The sequence below is a fragment of the Candidatus Nanosynbacter lyticus genome (assembly GCF_030253515.1).
GTDB lineage: Bacteria > Patescibacteriota > Saccharimonadia > Saccharimonadales > Saccharimonadaceae > Nanosynbacter > Nanosynbacter lyticus_A.
Genome location: NZ_CP124549.1, coordinates 357,596 through 380,381 on the forward strand (window position 1 = coordinate 357,596; position 22,786 = coordinate 380,381).

Sequence of the window (22,786 nt, forward strand, 5' to 3'; positions counted from 1 at the left end):
AGATTAATACAAAGGAAGTGCGGAGGAAAAATTGATGAGTAAAACACTAGGAAAAATTATTCAAATCGTTGGCGTGGTGGTCGATGTGGAGTTTCCGCGCGATGTTAAGCTGCCGGCAATTTACGACGCGCTGCATGTCAAGAACGGCAAAGAGACGCTGGTGTTGGAGGTAGCGCAGCACCTGGACGAGCACACCGTGCGGACGATCGCGCTGTCGTCGACTGACGGCTTGGCTCGCGGTGCGGAAGTGGTGGCGACTGGTGCGCCGATTTCTGTGCCAGTGGGCGCCGAGACTCAAGGGCGCATGTTCAACGTGGTTGGTGAAGCGATTGACGAAAAGCCACAACCAAAGGGTAAAACCGCACCAATTCACCGCCCCGCTCCGGATTTGAGCGAGCAATCGAACAAGACGGAGATTTTGGAAACTGGAATTAAGGTTGTCGACCTCATCGCCCCGCTAGCCAAAGGTGGTAAAGCTGGTCTGTTCGCCGGTGCTGGTGTTGGTAAAACTGTCCTGATCACCGAGCTGATCAACAATATCGCTAAGTTCCACTCTGGTAACTCGGTGTTTGCTGGTGTTGGTGAGCGTACTCGCGAAGGAAATGACTTGTACTACGAAATGGAAGAAGCCGGCGTGCTGGACAAAACGTCGCTGGTGTTTGGTCAGATGAACGAGCCGCCTGGAGCACGTTTGCGCGTGGCATTGTCGGGTCTGGCGATGGCCGAAGCCTTTCGTGACGAAGGTAAAGACGTGCTGCTGTTTATCGACAATATCTACCGCTACACGCAGGCTGGTGCTGAGGTGTCGGCGTTGCTTGGTCGTTTGCCAAGTGCGGTGGGCTATCAGCCGAACTTGCAGCAAGAAATGGGTGCCCTGCAGGAGCGCATCACTTCAACTAAAAAGGGTTCGATTACCTCTGTTCAGGCGGTGTATGTGCCAGCCGACGACTTGACCGACCCAGCGCCGGCGACGACCTTCGCCCACCTGGATGCGACCATCGTGATGAACCGTGCTTTGACAGAAATTGGTATCTACCCGGCCGTTGACGTGTTGGATTCAAGCTCTAATTCGCTCGACCCAGAAATTGTTGGCGAGGAGCATTACCGCGTGGCGCGCGAAGTCCAGCGGGTGCTGCAGCAGTACAAAGAACTGCAGGATATCATCGCTATCCTCGGTATGGAAGAATTGTCAGACGACCAGAAGCAAATCGTTGCTCGGGCTCGCCGCATCCAGCGCTTCCTGGCGCAGCCATTCCACGTGGCTGAGAAGTTTACTGGCAACCCAGGCGTGTACGTCAAATTGGAAGACACCGTTCGCGACGCTGCCGACATTCTGGCTGGTAAATACGACGACAAACCAGAAAGCTGGTTCTACATGGTGCAAGGCACTTTGAGCGACCAAGTAGCTCGCGACACCGAACGTGCAAAGCAACCAGAAGCAAAGAAGGACTAGCCTGATGGATCTAAAGCTGGTAACGCTCGGTGGTGTCAAGCTGGATGAGATGGTCTACTCGGTAACTATTCCGACGATTGACGGTGAGATTTCGGTGCTGCCGAGCCACGAACCGCTGGTGACGGTGGCGAGGGACGGCGTGATCACCGTGCGCCGGCGTCAAGAAGACCCCGACAATCAATTGGAATATTTCGCAATCTCCGGCGGCGTGGTGAAAATCGATTATTCATCGGTGCAAATCCTGGTGGACGAGGCCGACCATGGCGACGACATCATCGAGGCGGAGACTCAGGCGGCCCTGGAGCGCGCCATCAAAGCCCGCGACGAGGCCGGCGACCAAGTCGAGCGCGAGAAAGCCAAACAGCTCATCGACCGGCATATGGTGCGGTTGAAGGTGGCGGACTTGCATCGGCGCAAGCGACGACGGTAGTAGATTGTTTACAGTGTCATTTTAGGCGCACGTTTGATTACGATGTGTCTTGCGGTCGGTTATGGGCGCTCAGTTTTATTGATCATCCAGTAATTGGCGGACTTCGTCGGTGCTGGTGGTGTGCATCAATTGCTCGCGCAGTTCCTTGGCGCCGTCGAAGTCGCGGATGTAGATTTTGAAGAAGCGTTTTAGGGTTTCAAAGGGGCGGCCGAGGGTTGGCTGGTAGTGGTCAAAGAGGTCGAGGTGGTAATGTAGTAGATATATAAGCTCTGATTTAGTATTGTCGCTCCCGTCGTCGCCGTCTCCGACGGCACGTAGGTCGCTAAACGCGGGTCCTGCTAGTCGGTCCGCCCCTTCTTCTGAAAAATCAGAGATTTGTTCAGAAGTGGGTGCTGCCCCGCCGACTATCACCCGCTTATCCTCGATCTCCGAAGACACTCCGCCTTTCCGAAAACAAAACGGATCGCTGAAAATTCCCCGCCCAATCATAATGCCGTTGATGCCGGGGTGCTGACGGGCGAGCTCTTTGCCTTGAGCGCGGTTGCGGATGTCGCCGTTGATGGTTAGTAACGTTCGTGGGGCGATTTCGTCACGTAGTTTGATGATGTCGTCGATGAGTTCGTAGTGCGCCGGGACTTTGCTCATTTCTTTCTTGGTGCGCAGGTGGATGGTTAGATTGACAATATCTTGTCGCAAAATAGTCGCGAGCCATTCGCGCCATTCATCGACATGGGTGTAGCCCAGCCTGGTTTTGACACTGACGGGCAACCTGGCAGTTTTGGCGGCGGCGATGGCAGCAACTGCTACGTCAGGTCGGCGGATGAGCGCTGCGCCACCAGATTTGATGGCGGATTTGGCGGGACAGCCCATGTTGATGTCGATGCCGTCAAAGCCGAGCCTGGCACAATAGCCAGCAAATTGCTCCATATCCCCTGGTTCGCCGCCCCAGATTTGGGCGACCAGCGGATGCTCGTCGTCGGTTTTGACCAACCGCCCAGCGATGGCTTTGTCGCCGGCGTGCACCCAGCCGGTGGCATTGGCAAATTCGGTGAAAAACACATCGGGGGCGCCCGCCCTTTTCACGACATGGCGAAAGACGACGTCGGTGACGGCCTCCATGGGTGCCAAAATGAAAAATGGCTGTGGTAGATTGTCCCAAAAGGTCATGTTCACGTCACCAGTCCTTTGCTAAACAATATACTTTCCGCGATAAATAGACGCAGCGCCTCCAGCTCGCCGCGAACCTGCGCTCGCTCCAGATAGGTATAGTACGCTCGCTTGCGCTCTTTGGCGACGAGGGGTGGCACCAACCCCAGTTGTAGGGCCTGGACAAAGAGCAAGAGTCGCCCGGTGCGACCGTTGCCATCGCTAAACGGATGGATTTTTTCAAATGTCGCATGAGTACGGGCTAGCCATTCTATCGGCTCTGTTTTGGGTAATTTGTTCATTTCGTCAACACACTCGGACATCGCTTCAGTAATGCGCAGATGGTTTACTGTTGTGACGCGACTACCCATGATGCGCACACCGTGCCGGCGGTAGAGTCCGGCGTCAGACACCAGCGTGTTCATCAGCCGGACGTGCGTTTGCAAGATCAGCTCTTCGCTCCACGTAAAATGCGTCCCTTCTTTGTGTAAGGCATCCAGCAGAAAGTAGAGCGCAGTACGGTGGTTACGGGCCTCTATCTGTTCGCGCGCTGTCTTGTTGGCGAGGACGCGATTATCATCGTTCAGCACCTCTGCGACGTCCGCTAGGGTCATTGTGCTACCCTCGATCGTGTTCGTGTGGTAGGTCAAGTGGAGCGTCAGGATGTCAAGTAATTCTTGATTCGCCAGGAGTGTCCGGATCGTCATGCGGCTGGCCTGGGCGGCACGTTCAGTAGCGAGGCGCTTCGCCTCGTCGATGGTGTCCCGCCCGAGCATCTCTTGATGTAATAGCTGAATATTCGCCAGGTTTTTGGCACGCGGCGACATATGTTGGTGTACCCAGGCGTTGAGCGTACGCACCGGCACATCTAGGCGACGCGCCAGTTGTTCTTGGGTAAGGCCTGTCCGCACCAGAATTTCTTGGAGTAATTGCGCAGCATTCATGTCGTGATATTACCAAAACATCATGATGTTTGTCAAATAGCACGATGTTTGCTAGGAGTCTGATGGTATGGTGGCGAGAGTCTTTGGGGTGTACGAGTGGCTACCCCTGCCCGACAATCACCCCCAAAAAGGTGAAATCCCCGCGTCATCGTTGACGCGGGGTGGTGGACTCAAGCGGTTCTGCTCGGAGTTGATCTCATCGCTGAGAAAAACTGCTACGAGTGAACTCGCGAGTCCGGGGCTTAGGGCCCCGCCGACCAGATGCATCCGGATACACCTGGTGGCGGGGTGGAGGCTATCTATAGATAGCCTCCTTGGGGCTCTTCCCGGGGCCCTTCCGGGAAGAGCGAGGGGCGAAAACGATGCTGTTTTCGCTGCAGACTGGCCCGTTGGGGCACTAGCTTGTCTGCCATACATCGCGCGCTATTGAGCAATGTATGTCCCTCAGTGGATGTGGCGGGAGTCGAACCCGCGAGGCGCATCGGTTTTTAAGACCTTGCCCCTCTACCGTGACACACCCTATGATCTGTTTTTCCGAGACTTGACGGATCTCGGTGGGGGATCACTCCCAGGGCCTTTTAGTGACCCCGCCAGTGGGTTATTTTTTAATTACCTTACCGGTACCATTGCATGTGGTGCAGTTTTTTGTGTTACTGCACCGCTTGCAGGTATGTCGCGGTTTACACACCTGACATGCCCCGGTCCCCCGGCACGTTGGACAAGGCATGGTATTTACCCATGGCATGCTCCCTCACCTCCTTTGAGGTGTTGTGGGTTGCAGCGAGTGAAGTGCTTTCCACCAGACGCTACTCTGCGGATGCAGAGTGATGGTCGCCTGAGCGCACTCACTACAACAACTCTTCAATGAAGAGTCAAATACGTTTATATCATACATAACTCAAAGAGTCAATAACCTCGGTGATCTATTTCAATACAGCATAAGGCTCTGGCGGGAGTGAATCTGGGCGGAAATGTCGTGTCCTTATTCTCGCTATGCCCCGCGGAGGGATTATCATTCCTTTGTCAACAAATCATCCTCAAACTGCATCATCCCCTTATAATCTGCTGAATACCCAGAGATATCCGGTAGACTCAGCGTGGTGATTTTCCGCCAGACGACATTGATCAGCCGGGCGAATTCAGTCAGTTCTTCCTCAGAGAACGTGTCTTCCAAGCTGAGGATGTCGCCGGTTTTCATGTCCGGCTCGACGAACTGCAGGCGGGCGCCGGTGAAGGTGAAATTGCTATAATCACGCGACGACGTGACCAGGAGTTGATAAAACATCAGCTGCTGGCGGTATTTGTGGAGCTTGATTTTTTCGTAATCAGATGTGCCCCTCCAGGAGTGTGACGGCTTGCCGGTCTTATAATCGGTCACGAAGATGGTTTTATTATGCTTATCAATGTCGGCGACGTCCAGCTTGCCGGTCAGGCGCGCGCCGCCAACGACGACGCCTTGGTGAGCGAAATCGAGTTCCGCGAGCTCCGTGTCATGAAAATCGGACGATTTGGCGTCCAGAAACGCCGTCAGCGCTGCCGTACCCTTGTCTAGATATAGCGCGAAATCGTCGGGAGGTAGGTGCTGGGCCTCAAGCGATGTGCGGAAATATTGGAGAATGCGCTCGGTGGGCGGCAGGCGGTGGTCGGCGCGCAGCAGATTGTGCAGCTGCTGGAGACTGGCGTGGATGGCGGTGCCGTAGCTGGCGGCGGGACTCTTAGCGGACGGAAAGCGCAGGAGATTGTTCAACAAAAAGTTCTGTGGTCCGCCGCGCGAGACGTCGAGGAAATTATTGAGATGAGTGACGGAAAGTTTGTAGGTTTCTAAGGTCGGCGCCAGCACATCCTTGAGATCTGTGGTAATCGGCGCACTCAGCCGCGTGCTCCAGTCGGTTTGCGCCACGGTAATTTGCGCCGCGGGCGTGTCGGCAGCGGGGATAATCGTCGGTGCGTGGTCGGTCAGGAAGCTGGCGATCATGGTGTCGCTGCCGGCGTCGTTGGTCTGGGAATAGGTCATGGTCAGGGTGGTTTTGGCGCGGGTCATCGCCACAAAGAATAGCCGCAGCCGCTCGTCGTAGCTGGCGCCGGCGGGCTGGAGCTGGAGGTTGGCGGGATAGCGAATTAGCCGTGAGCGCGAGCGGACTTTCTCGCCCCACGCGCTGTCGATTGCCCCGATGACGAAAACGTGTGGGAATTCTAGGCCCTTGGATTTGTGGGCGGTCATTAGGTTGATAGCGCCGCCGAGGGCGCTGGCCTGGGGGCGGATGTGCGTCAGGCGGGTTTTGGTCGAGCGGTGCAGGTCGATGAATTCCAGGAAGTCCGCCAATGTCGGGGCCGCGTCGGTGATGCGGTCGCGTAATTTTTGGCGCAGCGTGCGTAGGCTCTCGAGCGTGGTCAGGTAGGCGTCGGGGTGTTCGGCAAGGGCTTCGGGCGAGAAGTAGTGGGCGGCAAGAGAGGTGGGCGAGGAACTTTCCTCAAAGCTCCGTACGGCGATTGCAGCCCGAGCGTCCTCGTTGGTTGGTGGCAAAGAACTCTTGTCGGAGCAAGCACTGCTGGAATTGCTCTGATCGACTCCGTACAGCGATTGCAGCCCGAGCGTCCTCTGACGCCCGGCGCGTAAAGAGGAGTCGATTGGAGTAATTCCAGCATCCATCTCCAGCCCCAACAACCTATCCAACTGCTCCTCCAGCGGCAAATTTGGCACGTCCTTCGCTCGCTCTAGCAGCCACTCGCCGAACGGCTGAAAGGTGCTGTTCGCCAGCATACTCTCCAGCCACAGCTGCCAATTGTTATAGGCATGGAGGCTGAGCCGCCAGATATCCAGCGCCGAAAAGCCAAACGCCGGATGGGCGATGACCTCTGGTAGTAAGCTGTTGGCGACGTCAAGATTATTCTGATGAATCGCCATGACGACCCGCGCTAGCTTGTCCAGCGCTTGAATGATGTCTTGCTCCAGGATGTCGTCGTGGCGCTCATAATTAACGGTCAGATTCTCCCGGTACAGATACGGCAGCAGCTCGATCAGCTCCTTGTGATGGCGGGCGATGACGGTGATGTGCGCTGGGTTTTCGCCGCATTTGATCAGCTCGGCAATGTGCCGGGCCACCCCTGCCCGCTCCTCGCTCACCGAGGCAAATTCCTGGATTTCAACCCGCGCGCCGTTACCAGACGCGTGTGCGGTCAATTGTTTTGACAAGCCGTCAATGGTGTTTTCTAAGCGATCCGTCCCCTGGGTAATCACTCCGCGCGCCGCCGTCAAGATGTCAGCCGCCGAGCGGTAATTGTCCGTCAGCACGATGATTTTCGGGTCGTGATAGTGCTGGCGGAAGCGCTGGATATTGCCAACATCCGCGCCCTGAAAACTGAAAATCGCCTGGTCGTCGTCGCCGACCGCCATGATGTTGGGATTGTCCTCATCGCCGGTCAGGTCGAACAGCAGCCGCAGCTGCGCCAGATTGGTGTCCTGAAATTCGTCGACCATGATGAACTGAAATTGCTCCTGGAGGTTGGCGCGCAGTTCTGGGTGGGACTCGCAGGCTTGAATGACCGACAAAATCATGTCGTCGTAGTCAAACAGCGATCTCTCGGCTAGCACGTTGCCATATGCTTCGTAGACGTCAATGGCGGCGGATAATTTCTCGCTGGCGGTAAAATCCTTCAGGACGAACTCGCCGGCGGCGTTCTTTTCGCACCATTTGTTTTTCCAGGCGGTTAGCGGTTTGGTGGAGTTGGCATCAATTGCCTCTTGGGCTGCGTGGGCGATGCTGAGTGCCAGAACTTGAGCGTACGGGGTGATGGAGGACGGTAAATTGGCGTGATGTGGTGTCGAGCTGGCCGTATTTTCAGAAAGTTCCGTAGCACCTCTCTCGCCGACCCTCTTGGCAATCTTCTCCGCCAGCGGCGCAAATAATTCGATGGTTTTTTTAGAAATTTTGGCCGCAAATACCTGCTGAATGTCGGAGGCAATGTCGGCGATGACGCGCTGATTATCCGCCGTAATCGCCCGCAGTTCCGCTGGCGTGAGGCCGCTCTGCTTGAACTCGGAAATGACTCGGATCAGCTCGCTGGTGTAGACGAATTCACCGTTGTTTTTAACGCTCAGCGGATTACGCCAATCAAGCCTCTCTAGAATCCCCGCGACAATTTGGTGCTGCGTCAGTTCATCCGCTGGTTGAGCGTCAGCACCGTGAAAAAAATATTCCCTGTGCTGATTGATAATCTCCGTGCCGAAGCTGTGAAAGGTGTGAATGGCAATTTTATACGCATCCTCGCCGATGATCTGGCGCAGGCGCTGGCGCATGTTGGCGGCGCCGCTCTCGGTAAAGGTCAGGCATAAAATACTATCCGGCAGCGTGTCGGTCTGGCGCAAAATCTGGGCGGTGCGCATGCTCAGCAGCTCGGTCTTGCCCGTGCCTGGCCCGGCGATCACTAGGAGCGAACCGTGAATATAATCGACCGCTTGGCGCTGATTGGCGTTCAGCGTGGCGTAGCGAGTGTCAAAATCCATGAGTCAATTGTAGCACGCTGGCACAGGCGCTGGTAACAATGGTAAAATAGTAGGTATGCACGATGAACGGGCGCTTGCAGCATTGATTGATGATCAGTTTGGACTGACGGTCAAAATCCAGTCGGTCGTGCTGCCGATGAGCGATGTTAGCCGCACGGCGCAGGCGACGGTGGTGCTTGATAGGACGGGTGAATTGTTGGCTTACATTACAGCGCGGGCCATCATGACGCTAGGCGATGTCAAGCGATTGGTGCGGCGAATGGGCTTGCGGCCAGAGCGGTTCGTGCCGCCAAAGCACCAGCCGAACTACTTTGACGACGTGGCAACCGAGAAGTTTCAGGCGGTTTTTCCGGGGATGAAGGTGACTTCGCCGGATGACTTGATATATTATCGGACGCTGGTGCCGTATAATCCAGCCCTGGTCGTCATATCAGAGGTCAAGCGTGGCGAAATATACCAATTTGACCCGGACGCGCGCGGTGGGTATCGCGTCGGGGCGCGATTACATTACAAAAGGAGCGAGGCAATATAATGCGAGATTATCTAGACATTATCAAGAGAAATTTACTATCGCCAATTGTACTGGCGATTTTCCTGCTGGCCGGGGCGCTGATTTATGTGCGCGAGTACCGCGATGCTTGGTTTATTTCGGTGGTGATCGTGGTCAACTCGCTGATCGGCATCGTGCAGGAAATTCGCGCCAAGCGGGTGCTGCACCGGCTGGAGCTGATGAGTGCACCCAGGGCGCGGGTGCTGCGCGACGGCCAGGCGGTGGAGGTGCCGTATGATTCGCTGGTGGTGGGTGATGAGATTATCCTTAGGGCTGGTGATGAGCTGCCGGCGGACGCGGCAGTGACAGCGTCGAAGGGCCTGGAGCTGAATGAAAGTATGCTCACTGGCGAGTCGGCGGCGGTCGAGAAAGCGGCTGGCGACACGGTGCTGGCGGCAACCACGGTGCTGGCGGGTGAAGGTACGGCGCGGGTCACGGCGGTTGGCGACCAAACGAAGGCTGGTGCCATCAGCCAAGTCCTCAAGCGCTACAAACCGGAGCTGACGCCGCTGCAGGTGGCAATTTGGCGGGCGATTACCTTCTTGACATATGGTGCAATTATCTTAGCAGCGCTGATTTTTACCGTGTATTATTTGTCGGGTGATAACGTGGTGATTATCCTAAAGACCATTACTTCGGCGGCGGTAACGGTGGTGCCGGAGGGGCTGCTGCTGGCCAGTTCCCTGCTGCTGGCGTTCGGCTCGCTGCGGCTGGCGCAGGCCAAGGTGTTGCCGCAGAAATTGGCGGCGATCGAGGCGATGGCGCTGCTTAATTTATTGGCGGTGGACAAGACTGGTACGCTGACCAGCGACGAGGTGACGCTGGAGCGGGTGGTGGCGTTTGATGAGATGATGCCGGCAAATTCGATTACGGATACCTCGGAAAAATCCGCAGCCCAAGCGACCGCGGGCAGCCCAGCGCGTAGATTTTCGGAGATAAAACTATCTGAAGCTGCTTCGGACGTTGCCGAGCTGGCAGCCCTTATCGCTCATGAAACCAGCGGCGGCAATATCACTGGGCAAGCAATTCTCGCGGAACTCACGCCGTCCAAGCACGCAGACATCATCGAGGTGATGGCCTTTTCCTCGGCGCGCAAGATGGCGGGCGTTCGGGCGAAGGTCGACGGCACGGTGCGGACGTTGATGATGGGAGCGCCAGAGTTTGTGGCTAAATTGGCGCCGGTTGACACCATGTTGCAACGCCAGCTGGATGAGTGGGCGGACAGCGGCCTCAGGGTGCTGATGCTGGCGGAATTTGATGATGAAACGACTAAATTGAAGGATTTGCCAGACAGTTCTGGGCGGGCGATTGGCGCGGTGATTTTACGTAATTCCCTGCGCGACGGCGTGATTGACACGGTCAAGTTCCTCCAGCAGCAAGGCGTGGTCATCCGGGTGATTTCCGGCGACAATCCGCGTACCGTGCAGCATATCGCGCGCGAGGCGGGTATCGCTAATCCGGACAAGGCCATCCTCGGCTCGGTATTGGCAGGTCTCAGCGACAAAGCTTTCAATAAGGCTGCCGACGAGCACACAATTTTTGCCCGCGTGCTGCCAGAGCAAAAGGAGCGGCTGATCGCTCATTTCAAGCAGTCCGGCAAGTTCACCGGCATGGTCGGCGACGGCGTCAACGACGCGCTGGCGTTGAAAAAATCTGACCTCGGTGTGGCGATGTACGCGGGTGCTCCGGCATCGCGGCGGGTGGCGGACATTATTTTACTCAATAATTCGTTTACGTCCCTGCCGATTGGCATGAAGCTGGGTAATCGAATTATGCAAGCGATCGAAGTCATCGCTACCCTGTTCTTTCACAAGATTATTTACGGCGTGGTGCTGCTACTGAGTACCATGCTGGTCGGGCTGAATTATCCGTACGCGCCGCGGCACATCACCTTTCTCAATATTTTCCTGGTGACCATGCCGACGATTATGTGGACGCTGTTTCCGCCGCGGCCGCGTCATCGGGTCAATCCGGCGCATTTCTGGCGTGACACTCTGCAGGCGGTGGCGCCGATCGCGCTGCTGACGGGCCTGACGGTGGCGTTTACTTACTGGTCGGGCGTGACGCTGCATCCACATCAGGCGGCCGAGGCAGCGACGATGACGGTCCTGACAGCCACATTCTTTGGGATTTATCTGGTGTTTTTGGTCGGGCCGATGCTCGGTGTGGTCCTCGATAGGCGGGCGCACCTGGCGCGGACGCTGTATATGGCGGGCGTGCTGTTCGTTACCTTGGTGAGTTTTGGTATTGAGCCGCTCAGGCAGTTCTTTGACTTTACCATGCCAAATGTTGCCCTGCTCTGGCCGGGCATCGCTGTGGTCATCCCCGTCGCCCTGGCCCAGTGGTGGCTGGCTCGCCGCGCTGGTCGGAAGTTTGCTGATATGGTAGAGGCGGCCGACGAGCGGACGAAGACGAACCGCCCAGAATGAGCGGGCGAGTAGTTCCAATCCCTGATTATCTCCAATGAAAATAGCCCACCGAACGAGCTCAAACCAGAACTGGATATATCTCAACCCAGGAAATGCAAGTAATGCATCTCAACCAGTTTGAGCCCAGTCGGTGAGCCATTTTCGGTGGGCAGCCCTTTGCCCTCACCTCTTCATGTGTCTTGTTATCACATCATGCACCGTAATAATAATCCCCCCGGCTCCCATAACCGCAGAGAAGAACGCGGCTGAGCAGCTTTCGCTCTTAGCGCAATTTCGGATTCCGGTGCACTCATCGAGGCCAGAACATGCACCATCGCTGAGCATCCAACTGCCCCCCACAACACCAATAACGGAGATGATCGCAAACACGATGAGTTTACTCTTGGGCATACTTTCTACCTTTCTTAGAAAAAGCTCAAAGCTAAAGGGCGACTTCCGCCCTAAGGAAAACTTTGAGCAAAAGCTGATATATATATCACTAATAGAATAAAATGTCAATGGATTTTGTCAAAAATGTGATATAATATCTTCTCTCACCCCTGTTATGATCATAGATAACTTTTTATAGAAAATAGTAGCCGGTGTTTTCTGTGAGTGGCTGTTCCGCTCTCCCCGCGCTATGCCGGGTCGCTAATCATGACTCGCCCAGATCTTTCGTAGCGGAGATGGTCACCGTTATCGCTCTCAAAATCGTCCGCAAATTTGCAGCGGTGATGGCCTTCGCTAGCTCATGCTTTGTCAGCGGCGCGGCGGTTTTCTGGTAAAAATAAATTGGTGCGGGGTTGTAGAACGGGTCAGTTTTGAAAGCTTTGGCGAGGTCATTCAGGCGGCTGGCATGCGGTGTAATGTCAAATGTTCGTAAATAGCTTTGTGCTGCTTTGCCCGCGCTTTGCCAATCGAAAGATTTTTTAACGGTGTAGGTTTGGCTGACCGAATTGCCGTCATGGTAGGCGGTGAATTCGCTATGGCTGGACGGATAGACTGGCGCTCTGTCAAAGCACGCGCTGCGCACCAGGTCGAGCAGTATCGGATACATACAGAAAAAGGCGGCGGTTGCCTGCTTGCTGGCATCGGGAGCCTCAATCGTCAGCGTGATGTCTATGAAATTATCTGGCTGATCATCAACCTCTAGCGGCGGGCTTTTGACTGGTTCGGTAATTTTGTCAGGTCTAGCGGAGCGGCGGCTGGCGAAAGCTTTTTGACAGCGCGCCAGTTGTTTGCGTAATTCTTTTTCATCCCAAATGACAACGTTTGATCTCATTTCCGCTTCAATGTGGGCGACGGATTCGTTAATCATGGATAAGTCAAACGGCTTTACATCGGCGATGACTTTTTCAAATAACGTAATTGATTCGCGAGTAAAGAACGCGACGTCAAAAAAGACGCTCGATTCGGATGTTGTGCCATGTAATTCGCCAATAAAGGCGCGCTCATTACCAGATTTTTCTGCCGCTCGTAAGAACCGCCGAATAACCAAATGCTCAAACAAATGGCAAACATCGTGATCGGCTGGCAAGTTGTAAGCGGAATATAGTTTGTGGATCATGGGTTTATTGTAGCAGGGTGAGTACTCCGCCCCAACAGATTGCACTGCCAGGGCGGAGTCTTCTCGAACTCAGAAGCTCTTGAACGGAGCCTTGTCGTTCGAGGTTCCTGAGTCGCTACGGTTGGTCAGCGACCTAGGAGCGTCGGCCTTCGGGGTCGACGACTTGGAGGTGGGGAGCCCGCTGAAGGTCACCTTCGGCAGGCTTCCCGGGGATCCACCGAATCGCTGCTGGCCGCTCTGGCCGAAGCTGTCGTGGTGGTTCCTGTTGCTGTTCAATCCCTTTTGGGGACGTCCAGTTGCCATAGTAAACTCCTTTTGGAGTCGGGCGAGAATGGACCTTCTCGCAAACGGCACATTTGACACATGGCACGAGTCAAATGCGAACCCAGTGCGAAATTGCACGAAAGGCTGATATATATCAATACGAGAACAAAACGTCAAGGGTTTTTGTCAATAATGTGGTGTAATATTTCTATCACCCCCGTTACGATCGCGGCGTGTTATATAGTAACCGTATAAGTTTTAGTCCTGCTCCACTTCTCGCAAAGCCTTATCCGTCGCCGTCACCAACTCCCGCACGGCCTCGTCATACTCCTCGTATACGCGAAAACCAGCCGCGTACGGATGGCCGCCGCCGCCGAAGTAGCCGGCTACGGTATCGGCGATCGGTAGGTTGCCGCGCAGGCGGGCAGTTAGCTTGCCGTCGGGATAAGTTTTGATAACGCAGCTGAGCGCCACGCCCTCGACCAACCGCAGCTCGTCGCCGATCAGCGCGCCGGGGTTGTAGGCGTCGCTGTACTGTTGAATTTCCTCAAATGGCACGTGTACCAGCGCCAATTGTCCGTCCAGTAAATATTCGATGCGCTCAATTAGCTTGCCTTTGTATGCCAAAATCTCCGGTGATTTCTTCATAAATTCGCGCCGCCGCTCTTCGATTTCGGCATTGGACGCGCCGAGTTTGGTCAACTCGCCCGCCACGTGAAAGGTCGCCGCAGTGGTGTTTGGCGTGGTGAGACCCAGACTGTCAGACATGATGGCGATGAGGAGGTTTTCGGCGGCTTGCTGGTTGATGGTCCAGCCAGCGTGCGTGAACAATTGGTACAATAATTCCCCGGTAGCCACCACCGTGTCAGAGAGCATAGTGTGTTCAAAGCTCAGCGTTGACTCGGCGGTGTGGTGGTCGATGACCAAAACTGGGTGCGTTTCCAAAAAATGCCGCACCCCCGGCGTTTCTAAGACCTTGCTGAGTAGTACGTCGGCGCTGGTATCCACGATGATAGCTAGGTCGGCGCGGGTCGGAAAATCGCCAACCACCCGGTCCCAGCCGCGGATGTAGCGCAGATATTTGGGGATATCGACTGGGCAATACAACGTCACGGTCTTACCCAAATCACTCAGCACTTCCTCCAGCGCCAAGCTAGAACCCAGACTGTCACCGTCAGGATTTTCGGCTTGGATGATGACGATGTTGTTGGCAGATTGGATGAGTTGCTGGGCGGTATCAAACATAGTCTTATTATAGCAGACGGGAGTTTCGATGGGGTGACGGGGCTACTCGTCGCGCATGTCTTTGATCGGGTTGCGGCGGGTGTTGCGGATGAGCGGTATCAGGCACGCCAGCACGGCAGCAGCGATGATACTGAGGGCGACCGCGCCGATGATCGTCCAGTCAATCGTCCAAAAATGGAAGGTTGTCGCCAAATCTTTCGGCGTCATGGCGATGCGCAGCGTCGCGGTGATTTGACCAGCCAGTAAATTGTCGGCAATATATACGACGATTAGTCCGGCGGCGATACTAAACAGCGCGGTAAGCAGCGCCACGATCATGGTGTAGACGAAATAAATTTGGCTAATATCAAGCCGCGTTGCTCCGAGCGCTCGAAAAACTGCGGATTCTTTGCGGCTGTCGGCGATGGTGCGGGAGATGATAATCAGCAAGATAAAGGCGGCGATGACCGTCACGCCGATGAACGTCCACATGATGATTGGCCTGAGGCGTTCCATGGCGTCGTAATTGACGAGCGAGTTGCTGCCGGTGGGCGACGCGAATACTACGTAGTGCGGCAGGCAGATTGACTTATTAGATTTTTGGGTTTTGGAAGCTTCAGCGGCGGGTTCGGGCTGGGCGGATAAATCGGTTATTTCCGTGCCGCCAGAATTCCCTTCGCCGCAAGAAGCGGCTGCCAGGTAGCTGCGAGCTTTATTGGGGTCGCTGAATTCATAGATAGCTAGCGTCTCTTCCCTGTTGGCGCCGCCTTGATCATTGTTGGCGGTTTGAATAGTTGATTCAAGCGCTGTTTGCGCTGAGGTGGTCATCGGGCCGCGCGGCATGATCCAGGTGTATGACAGGCGGGCGCTTAAAAATTGCTGTAAGAAGCTGCCGATGTCGCTTTGGGCGGCTTCAATACCGTCCGGCATCAGGCCGACGACGCGGAAAGTAAATTTAGCCTGGGCAGGTTCGGGCTGGGCTGAGCCGAAAGTCTGATCAAATTGGCGCTGGTTAGCTTCGGTGCGCTTGGCTTCGGCTGAACGATTATCCTTAACGACGGCCGGCGCAGCGCAGGAATCAGCGGACGGCATGGCGTATTCGCGGTCTGGTTTGACATAATCGGCGGATGGTTTCTTAGCTTGATTGGCGGCAGCTTGGATTTGCTGTTTGGCGGTTTGCAGTAACGCTCGCGAAGTCGGGTTGCGATAACAGGCGCTGAATGTCAACTGCCTGGCTTTTTGGCGCAATTCTTTGAGCCGTGCTAGCTGCATGTCATTGCCGGCATTTTTATCCAGCGGCTTGAGGCCGAGCAGCACTTCAGCGTCCTGGTAACGGATGATCAGCGGAATCTCGCTGGGTTTGGTATTGGCGCCAGTGAGCAAATACCCGCCCAGCAGCGATTGGTCGATGGTGGTTATACTGCCGAATTGCTGTTTAAATTCTTCCAGCGGTGTCGGCTGGTTGTTTTGCTGGCGCTTGTCGTCAAACGATTCGAGTCCCCGCTCCATATAATTCAGCATGCCATTGGCGGCGATTGACTGAATACTAAACTGTCGCACGGCGCCGCGGGTGCGGGCAAATTGCCACTGCGCGTCCGCTGTGAGGCGCGGCAATTTGGCGGTCTCCTGGCGAATAAGCCGCTGGACGATGACGCTCTGGTCGTTCGGGTACGGCTGGCTATCAGGAAACGACTGCATGATTGGCGGTTCGGATTTGGGGTCGTATGGCAGGCCGAGGCGGGCGGCCAGCGCCTGCTTGTCCTTGATCATTTGCGTACGTTCGGCTTCGGCGCGAGCAGTTAGATTTGAGGTAAATTCAATAGTATTTGGCCGAATGGCGGTTTGCGCCACCAAATAGCGGTTATTCAGGCTGCCTCGATCAAATTCCTCGACGCTCCGCTGGGCGCCCATTAGCATAGTCAGTCCCGCCAGCAGCGCCGCGAAAAGCAGCCCAGACACGACCACGGTGATAGATAAGCGAATACGCCGCACTCGGAGTTTGGTGCCAGCCAGCCGCAGCGAATCGGTGATTCTAAGCATCGGCTATTCTCCCGTCCTTCAGGCGGATTTCACGATCGGCTGCTGCGGCGATGTCTGGATTATGCGTAACGATAACGACTGTGGTGCCGAGTTCGCGGCGGATTTGGTGAAATAGATCAATGATACGGTCGGAATTGGCGCTGTCCAGATTGCCTGTCGGTTCGTCGGCGAGTAAAATATTCGGGCGATTGAATAAGGCGCGGGCGATGGCAGCGCGCTGAATTTGACCGCCAGAAAGTTCGCGCGGCAAATGGTGCATCCGGTCTGCTAGTCCGACCAATTCGGCGAGTTCCTGGGCGCGGGCGCGGCGCTGCTTGGGCTTAATGCGGGCAAACATGGCGGGAATTTCCAGATTGGCAGACAGGGTTAGGAATGGCTGCAGATAAAATGATTGAAAGACAAAGCCGATTTCGCGCGATCGGAACCGCGACAGTTGCCGGTCAGACAAGCGGCTGAGCGGCTGGTCGTTGATGAGGATTTGACCGGTGGACGGCTTGTCGAGTCCGCCGATGAGCTGCAATAAAGTACTTTTGCCCGAGCCGCTAGCGCCAGTGATGGCCACGAATTCGCCAGCGAAAATATCAAGGCTAACGCCGCCGAGCGCTGGAATGGTCTGGCGGCCGACGCGGTAAGATTTGGCGAGGTCGGTTACGGCGATATGGTAGCGGCTGGAGCGTTCTGGCGCGGCAGCGGGCGGTGTCATAACCTTGGTGGCTGGGCTAGATTTGGCGGCTGGAGGTAAGTCAACTAAGCCGGCCGAAACAGCCGGCTGAGCAAAGCCGCGGATTGCGTCAATTGCTTCCTCGACGTCGTCAAACTTCGCTAAAAATGCCGCGATATCCTCAGCGCGCACCTTCCCCACCTCTGGTTTCATGGTTGTATTGTAGCAAAAGCAGGATGGCCTTAGCAAGCTACAGCGTTCGTCGTCCTTCCAGCGCATGCGTCAGCGTAATTTGGTCGGCGTATTCAAGGTCGACGCCGACGGGGATGCCGCGGGCCAGGCGCGAGATGGTGATGGTGAGGCCGGCCTCCTGGAGGTAGCACTGCAAAAAGAGCGCGGTTGACTCGCCTTCGACCGACGCGTTGGTGGCGATGATTAATTCCTCGGCGTTATCATGCTTGATTCGCTCGATGAGCTCAGGGATGTGCAGCTGCTCCGGGCCGATGCCATCAATTGGCGAAATCGCGCCGCCCAGCACGTGATAGGTGCCGCTATACTGCCCCGTCCGCTCCAGCGCCACGATATCCAGTGGCTCTTCAACCACGCAAATCAAGCGGCGATTGCGCGACTCGTCTTGGTATAGCGGCGACACCTCTTGATCGTGATCAATCAGCGCGAACGTGACCGGACAGGTTTTGACGCGTGTATGCAGCCGGTCCAGCGCCCGCGCTAGCTGCTCAGCTCGCCTGGCGTCACGCCGAAGTACGGCATACGCATAGCGCTCGGCGGTTCGCGGCCCGACACCGGGCAGCCCGCCAAACTCATCAATTAGCGTCGTCAGCGCCGCCGGCAAAATCGTCGGTTTCATTAGAACGGCAAGTTGCCTAGCCCGCCCATCAGCGGTTTCATCGTCTCGGCAGCAACTTCCTGCGCTTTGGCTAGACCGTCGCGAATTGCGATTTGGATCCAGTGCTCCAGCTGCTCGATATTATCGAGGTCAACCATCTTTGGATTAATCTTGATCGACTTAATTTTCAGCTCGCCGGTGATCTGGACGATCACTGCACCGTCGCCGGCCTCTACTTCAATGATTTCTTTGCCGAGCTGTTTCTGGGCCTTGCGCAGTTGCTGCAACATCTTGACTTGGTCAAACGCCATAATTATTAATTCCTCCTTGAATTTACTTTTTCATTATACGCTATTTTTTCGCTGATTTGTAGAGGTAAAAGCGGTCAGCCTGCTCGGCGTGGCTATTGGTGACGATACGCTCGAGTGTCCAGCCGTCAGTGTTGGGGTGCGCCATTTGTTCAGCGCGGGTGATGACGAGCGTAGTACCCTCCGCGGCCGGTTGATTGACGGCAAGTTTGTGCTTGCTATAGCGGGCGACGGTTTCGTAGAGTGGTGCCTCGTGCGGGTTAGCGACGAGAACGACGTTTTGCCGGCCGGCGATGGCTTTTTGGAGCAGTGGCAAGTCGGTGCTAAATTCATGTACGGCGCCCGAGAAATGGCGATACCCATTGGTAAAGCGGTCGAGACCCGAGAGCACCATCACGCCGATGAGCGCCATCAGCATCAATAAGCCGGTGATGCGGGCATAAGGATTGCGCGGGAACAGCGAATACCATTGATTGAGCAGCGCCTCGACGCCAACCGCCAGCAGGATAAATAGTGGCAAGATAATAATGCTGGTCATTGATGGCTGCAGTACCAGCAGCGGTAAACTTAGTAGCAGCCAGACGCCGATCATGTACGAACGCGCGGTGTGGTGGTGCTGGATGGTTTTGAACAGACCAAGCATGATCAGAAACAGCGCCGAAAAGTCGAGCACTGGTGCGATCTGACCACCGATAACGGTCGGCTTAACCCAGAAATAATGATACAGCAGCAACCGCAAATTATCGACCAGCGCCCAGCTGAGGCTGTGAATACCGACCAGTGATTTGAGTAGATCATGATGCGTCGCGGCGAGGAAAATTGCCGGCGCGCTCGTGAGCGCGAGAACGATGATCGCTGGCAGCCATTTGAAGCGATTGCGTTTGGCGAGTAGTGCGTAGCGTGTATGCGGGTGGATCAGCGCTACCAGTAGCAGCGTCAGATGAATATACCAAAAATACGGCGTAAACAGGCTCAGGCCGACCGTCGCTGCCAGTAGCAGCCGCCACAGGGATGAGCCCTTAGCGCGCTGGACGATTAGGCTGGCGAAGAGGAGGATGAGCGCGGCATAGGTGATGTAGAGGATGTGCGGCGTGAAGCTTTGAGCAAAGAAGATCAGCTGGCCGGTGACCGTCATAATGACGAGCGACAGAATGGTGACATTGGGCTTAAACCAGCGCCGTAGCAGGAAAAACACGGCGACAGCAGCGACGAACGACAGGATGAGCGATGGCAGCTTGATGGTATAGATGGTGACGCCAAATAAGCTGAACAGTCCACGCTGCAAGAGGTGGAATGGCAAGTTGGTTTGAGCGAGCGAGCCGAGATGGCTCGGCGAGATAGCATTCGTGGTGCCAAGCGCCTCGATCTCTGCCTCGGTCACGCCGCCCGGGGCATACAAACTAGCGGCGGTGATGGCCGCACAGAATAGCACAATCAGCGCCATGTAGCCCAGCCAATAGCGCCAGCGATAGACAGCCGAGTCGGCGAGTTTGTGCTTTTTCATTGGTATTGATTATAGCACAATTCTAGTCATGCTTGCGATCCAAGCTCATAAAACGCAGGCGCTCCGGATGGAAGTAGAGTTGAATCTTGCCGACTGGGCCGTTACGGTGCTTGGCGATGATCAGGTCGGTGATGTTTTGCACCTCTGGATTATCCGGTTCGTAGTAGCCTGGGCGGTAAATAAAGCTGACGATGTCGGCGTCCTGCTCGATGGAGCCGGACTCGCGCAGGTCGGCCAGCTGTGGAATTGGCGGCGTCCGCGACTCGACCGAACGGCTCAGCTGACTGAGGGCAATTAACGGCACGTTGAGTTCGCGGGCGATTAACTTCAGGCCGCGGGAGATTTCCGACACTTCCTGGACGCGGTTGCCGTTGTGATTGTTGGTGGCCTGCATCAGCTGCAGGTAGTCGACGATAATCAGGCCAATTTCGCCTTCGTGCGCCAGCCGACGAGCCTTGGTGCGCATCTCCAGAATGCTGAGGCCCGGCGTGTCGTCAATGTAAATCGGCGCCTCTGCCATCTCGCCCATGGCTTCGGATAATTTCTCAAAATCATCGCCGCTCAAGTTACCGGTGCGAATATTCCAGCTATCAACGCCGGCCGCATCAGCCAGCATACGGTCGGTCAACTGCTCCTTACTCATCTCGAGGCTGAAAAACAGCACCGGCTTTTTCTCGATCGTCGCTACATTGTAGGCTAGGTTAGTCACCAGCGTGGTTTTACCCATGGCTGGACGGGCGGCCAGGATAATCAAATCCGACTTTTGCAGCCCCGCCGTCATGGTGTCCAGATCGCGGTAGCCGGTCCGCATGCCGCGCAGGCTGCCCTTGTTGCGGTGAAGCTCCTCGATACGATCAAAACTATCGGTCAAGATACTTTCCAGGCTGACCAAATCCTGTTTCAATGACTGGTCGGAGACGCTGAATAGTTCGGCCTCGGCTTTTTCTAATAATTCCTGGGTCGTCGTCGATTCATCGTAGCCAAGCTCGGTGATGCCGCTACTGGCCTTGATCAGGCGCCGCCGCACCGCTGTTTGCGCCACCATTTCGGCGTATGCCGCCGCGTGCGCTGCTGTTGGCACGTAGTTGGTGAGCTCCGTCAAATACGCCGAGCCGCCGATGAGTTCCAACTCGTCCTTGCGCTTCAGCTCATCAGTCAAGGTCAAGAGGTCAACCGGCTTGTGCTTCTCAAACAGCCGCATCATGCCAGCGAAAATCAGCCCGTGGTTTTTATCATAAAAGTCGTTCGGTTTGACGATTTCCGAGGCGTCGGCCAGGACTTCCTCGTCGATGAGAATTGCGCCGAGCAGGCTTTTTTCAGCGTCCAGGTTTTGCGGCGGCAGTTTGCCCGCCATAGTCTCAGTTTGGTTTTTTTCGCTCATGATAATTCCTCCAGGTTAACTTCTTCGCCGCCGCCCATTAGCTCGGCAATTTTTGCAAGTTCGGCGTCTTTGGGCGGGGCTTTTTGTCCGATTGTCGCAATATCTAGTTCAGTGCCGGTGACTTGTTGCACAATTGTCGCAATAAGCGGACGATTTTTCGCATCATCCAACTTCTTTTTATTAAAGGCATTACCGACGTACAGGGTCAAGGTGTTGCCGTCTCGTTGCCAACTGCACTTTTGCAACAATGTTGCAATAGCAAACGACTGTTCTTTGGCCAGAGCGATAATCTTATCCCAGTCGATGTCTGTGGCGGTGGAATCTGGCGAGCTGTCTGGTGCCGGTTGACTGCCTGCCGGGGCGGCGTCTGCTGCCGTTTTATCTGCAGAGCCATTAGTTTGCTCCTGTTTCGGGATGGTTTTTGGTGAATTTTCTGCTGGCTGAGCGGCTGGGGCTGGCGCTTCTGAAGTAGCTGCCGGTGGCTCTGGCTTATCTATCGGCGATTTGGAAATGGTGACCGGCGGTTTGGCTGTAGTTTTGGGACTGGCGATCAACGGCGATGGCTCGGGCGATGTATTAGCCGGCTGTTCTCCATTGTCCATAAAGATTGTCAATAATTTCAAGTCCGGATGTGGATGGCGGTCGACCTCGATTAGCTGCTTGACTAATGTAATTAACTCCGGCCGCTGATGCAATCGCGCGCGCAGCAATGATAGTAATTGACGGGACAGGACGACCGGATCGGTGCCGGCTTTCTCCAGCTCACCAAGCACATTCAACGCCCCAGAAGCATCGCGCTGTTGATACAGCTCCAGTAAATTTTCCAGTGTCTCCGTGGCGCTCAGCCCCAGGTGCTGAGCAACGTCCGACGCACTCAGCGGCTTATTAGCGTCCGCTAATGCTGACAATTGATCAAGCATACTGATGCCGTCGCGAAACCCGCCGCGCGAGCGCTCAGCGATCAGCCGAGCAGCGTCTGCCTCGATGGTAAAGCCCTCTTTCTCGGCAATAGCCATCAGCTGACGCGCCATGATGTCCGCTGGAATGGGGCGAAAGAAAAATTGCTGGACGCGGCTGAGAATGGTGGCGGGCAGCTTGTCGGCGTCGGTGGTGGCGAGGATGAAGACTACGTGTGCTGGTGGCTCCTCCAGCGTTTTTAGCAGTGCGTTGAACGCAGGTTTGGACAGCATGTGGACTTCGTCGATGATGTAAATTTTTTTCGGTGCAGAAACCGGTGCGACCTGGGCTTTTTCGCGCAGGGCGCGGATGTCGTCGACGCCGTTGTTGCTGGCGGCATCAATCTCAATGATATCCAGGTGCGAGGCTTCCTCGTCGTACGGTAACTGATTGATCTCATGCGCCAAAATGCGTGCTACGCTGGTTTTTCCCACGCCGCGCGGACCCGTCAGCAAATACGCATGGGCGATTTTCCCCTGCTCCAGCGCTCGGCGCAAAATGTTGGTCACGTGATCTTGCCCCAACACCTCGTCCAAGCTGCGACTGCGATATTTGCGGTACAGTGCCTGACTCATACTTATGTATTATAGCGCAAAGT

The 22,786-nt window shown here is 55.5% G+C and carries 16 protein-coding genes and 1 pseudogene; 4 read left to right on the top strand and 13 right to left on the bottom strand.

Translation table 11 applies throughout. The annotated features are described in order from the left end of the window. The first annotated feature begins 34 nt into the window (after positions 1-34). The gene (gene atpD / locus NLML1_RS01875) at positions 35-1,453 is read left to right on the top strand and encodes a F0F1 ATP synthase subunit beta (protein ID WP_285441861.1); all 1,419 of its coding nucleotides are present in this window, start codon (positions 35-37) and stop codon (positions 1,451-1,453) included. A 4-nt stretch (positions 1,454-1,457) separates the two neighbouring features. Beyond that, a complete protein-coding gene (gene atpC / locus NLML1_RS01880; protein ID WP_162323279.1) occupies positions 1,458-1,883 on the top strand; it encodes an ATP synthase F1 subunit epsilon in 426 nt (141 codons plus the stop codon). Positions 1,884-1,958: 75 nt separating this feature from the next. Here atpC and NLML1_RS01885 read toward each other — a convergent pair whose 3' ends face one another. From NLML1_RS01885 to NLML1_RS01895, 3 genes are all read right to left on the bottom strand, one after another. Further along, on the bottom strand, positions 1,959-3,050 hold the full coding sequence (locus NLML1_RS01885) for a tRNA dihydrouridine synthase (protein ID WP_285441862.1): 1,092 nt from the start codon (positions 3,048-3,050) through the stop codon (positions 1,959-1,961). A gap of 2 nt (positions 3,051-3,052) precedes the next feature. Then, positions 3,053-3,973 (bottom strand): Fic family protein, encoded by a 921-nt coding sequence (locus tag NLML1_RS01890; protein WP_285441863.1) that lies wholly within the window; start codon positions 3,971-3,973, stop codon positions 3,053-3,055. Positions 3,974-4,985: 1,012 nt separating this feature from the next. Then, entirely contained in the window at positions 4,986-8,477 is a 3,492-nt protein-coding gene (locus tag NLML1_RS01895) for an ATP-dependent helicase (RefSeq protein ID WP_285441864.1), read from the bottom strand. A 55-nt stretch (positions 8,478-8,532) separates the two neighbouring features. Here NLML1_RS01895 and NLML1_RS01900 point away from each other — a divergent pair, with 55 nt between their 5' ends. Both NLML1_RS01900 and NLML1_RS01905 read left to right on the top strand, forming a co-directional pair. After that, positions 8,533-9,009, top strand: coding sequence for a hypothetical protein (locus tag NLML1_RS01900; protein ID WP_285441865.1), 477 nt, complete (start codon positions 8,533-8,535; stop codon positions 9,007-9,009). Beyond that, positions 9,009-11,456, top strand: coding sequence for an HAD-IC family P-type ATPase (locus NLML1_RS01905; RefSeq protein WP_285441866.1), 2,448 nt, complete (start codon positions 9,009-9,011; stop codon positions 11,454-11,456). The genes NLML1_RS01900 and NLML1_RS01905 overlap by 1 nt, the downstream gene beginning before the upstream one ends. Positions 11,457-12,090: 634 nt before the next feature. Here the strand turns inward: NLML1_RS01905 and NLML1_RS01910 are convergent. The 10 genes and pseudogenes from NLML1_RS01910 to dnaX form a co-directional block, all read right to left on the bottom strand. Further along, positions 12,091-13,002, bottom strand: coding sequence for a hypothetical protein (locus tag NLML1_RS01910; protein WP_285441867.1), 912 nt, complete (start codon positions 13,000-13,002; stop codon positions 12,091-12,093). A gap of 69 nt (positions 13,003-13,071) precedes the next feature. Next, positions 13,072-13,305: a hypothetical protein gene (locus NLML1_RS01915; protein ID WP_138076846.1), complete on the bottom strand. Its 234-nt coding sequence runs from the start codon at positions 13,303-13,305 to the stop codon at positions 13,072-13,074. Between the two features lie 219 nt (positions 13,306-13,524). Then, positions 13,525-14,511 (bottom strand): DHH family phosphoesterase, encoded by a 987-nt coding sequence (locus NLML1_RS01920; protein WP_285441868.1) that lies wholly within the window; start codon positions 14,509-14,511, stop codon positions 13,525-13,527. Positions 14,512-14,553: 42 nt separating this feature from the next. Continuing rightward, a complete protein-coding gene (locus NLML1_RS01925; protein WP_285441869.1) occupies positions 14,554-16,530 on the bottom strand; it encodes an ABC transporter permease in 1,977 nt (658 codons plus the stop codon). Further along, entirely contained in the window at positions 16,523-17,404 is an 882-nt protein-coding gene (locus NLML1_RS01930; RefSeq protein ID WP_285441870.1) for an ABC transporter ATP-binding protein, read from the bottom strand. The genes NLML1_RS01925 and NLML1_RS01930 overlap by 8 nt, the downstream gene beginning before the upstream one ends. Positions 17,405-17,441: 37 nt before the next feature. Continuing rightward, the gene (gene recR, locus NLML1_RS01935; RefSeq protein WP_285441871.1) at positions 17,442-18,059 is read right to left on the bottom strand and encodes a recombination mediator RecR; all 618 of its coding nucleotides are present in this window, start codon (positions 18,057-18,059) and stop codon (positions 17,442-17,444) included. Then, positions 18,059-18,358 (bottom strand): annotated as a pseudogene (locus NLML1_RS01940) (YbaB/EbfC family nucleoid-associated protein); the annotation flags it as partial. The gene recR and the pseudogene NLML1_RS01940, both read right to left, overlap by 1 nt. Before the next feature lie 31 nt (positions 18,359-18,389). Next, positions 18,390-19,850, bottom strand: coding sequence for a glycosyltransferase family 39 protein (locus NLML1_RS01945; protein ID WP_285441872.1), 1,461 nt, complete (start codon positions 19,848-19,850; stop codon positions 18,390-18,392). A gap of 22 nt (positions 19,851-19,872) precedes the next feature. Continuing rightward, on the bottom strand, positions 19,873-21,231 hold the full coding sequence (gene dnaB, locus NLML1_RS01950) for a replicative DNA helicase (RefSeq protein WP_285441873.1): 1,359 nt from the start codon (positions 21,229-21,231) through the stop codon (positions 19,873-19,875). After that, complete coding sequence (gene dnaX / locus NLML1_RS01955; RefSeq protein ID WP_285441874.1) at positions 21,228-22,763, bottom strand: DNA polymerase III subunit gamma/tau; 1,536 nt, start codon at positions 22,761-22,763, stop codon at positions 21,228-21,230. Before dnaX ends, dnaB begins: the two co-directional genes overlap by 4 nt. Between the last annotated feature and the right edge of the window lie 23 nt (positions 22,764-22,786).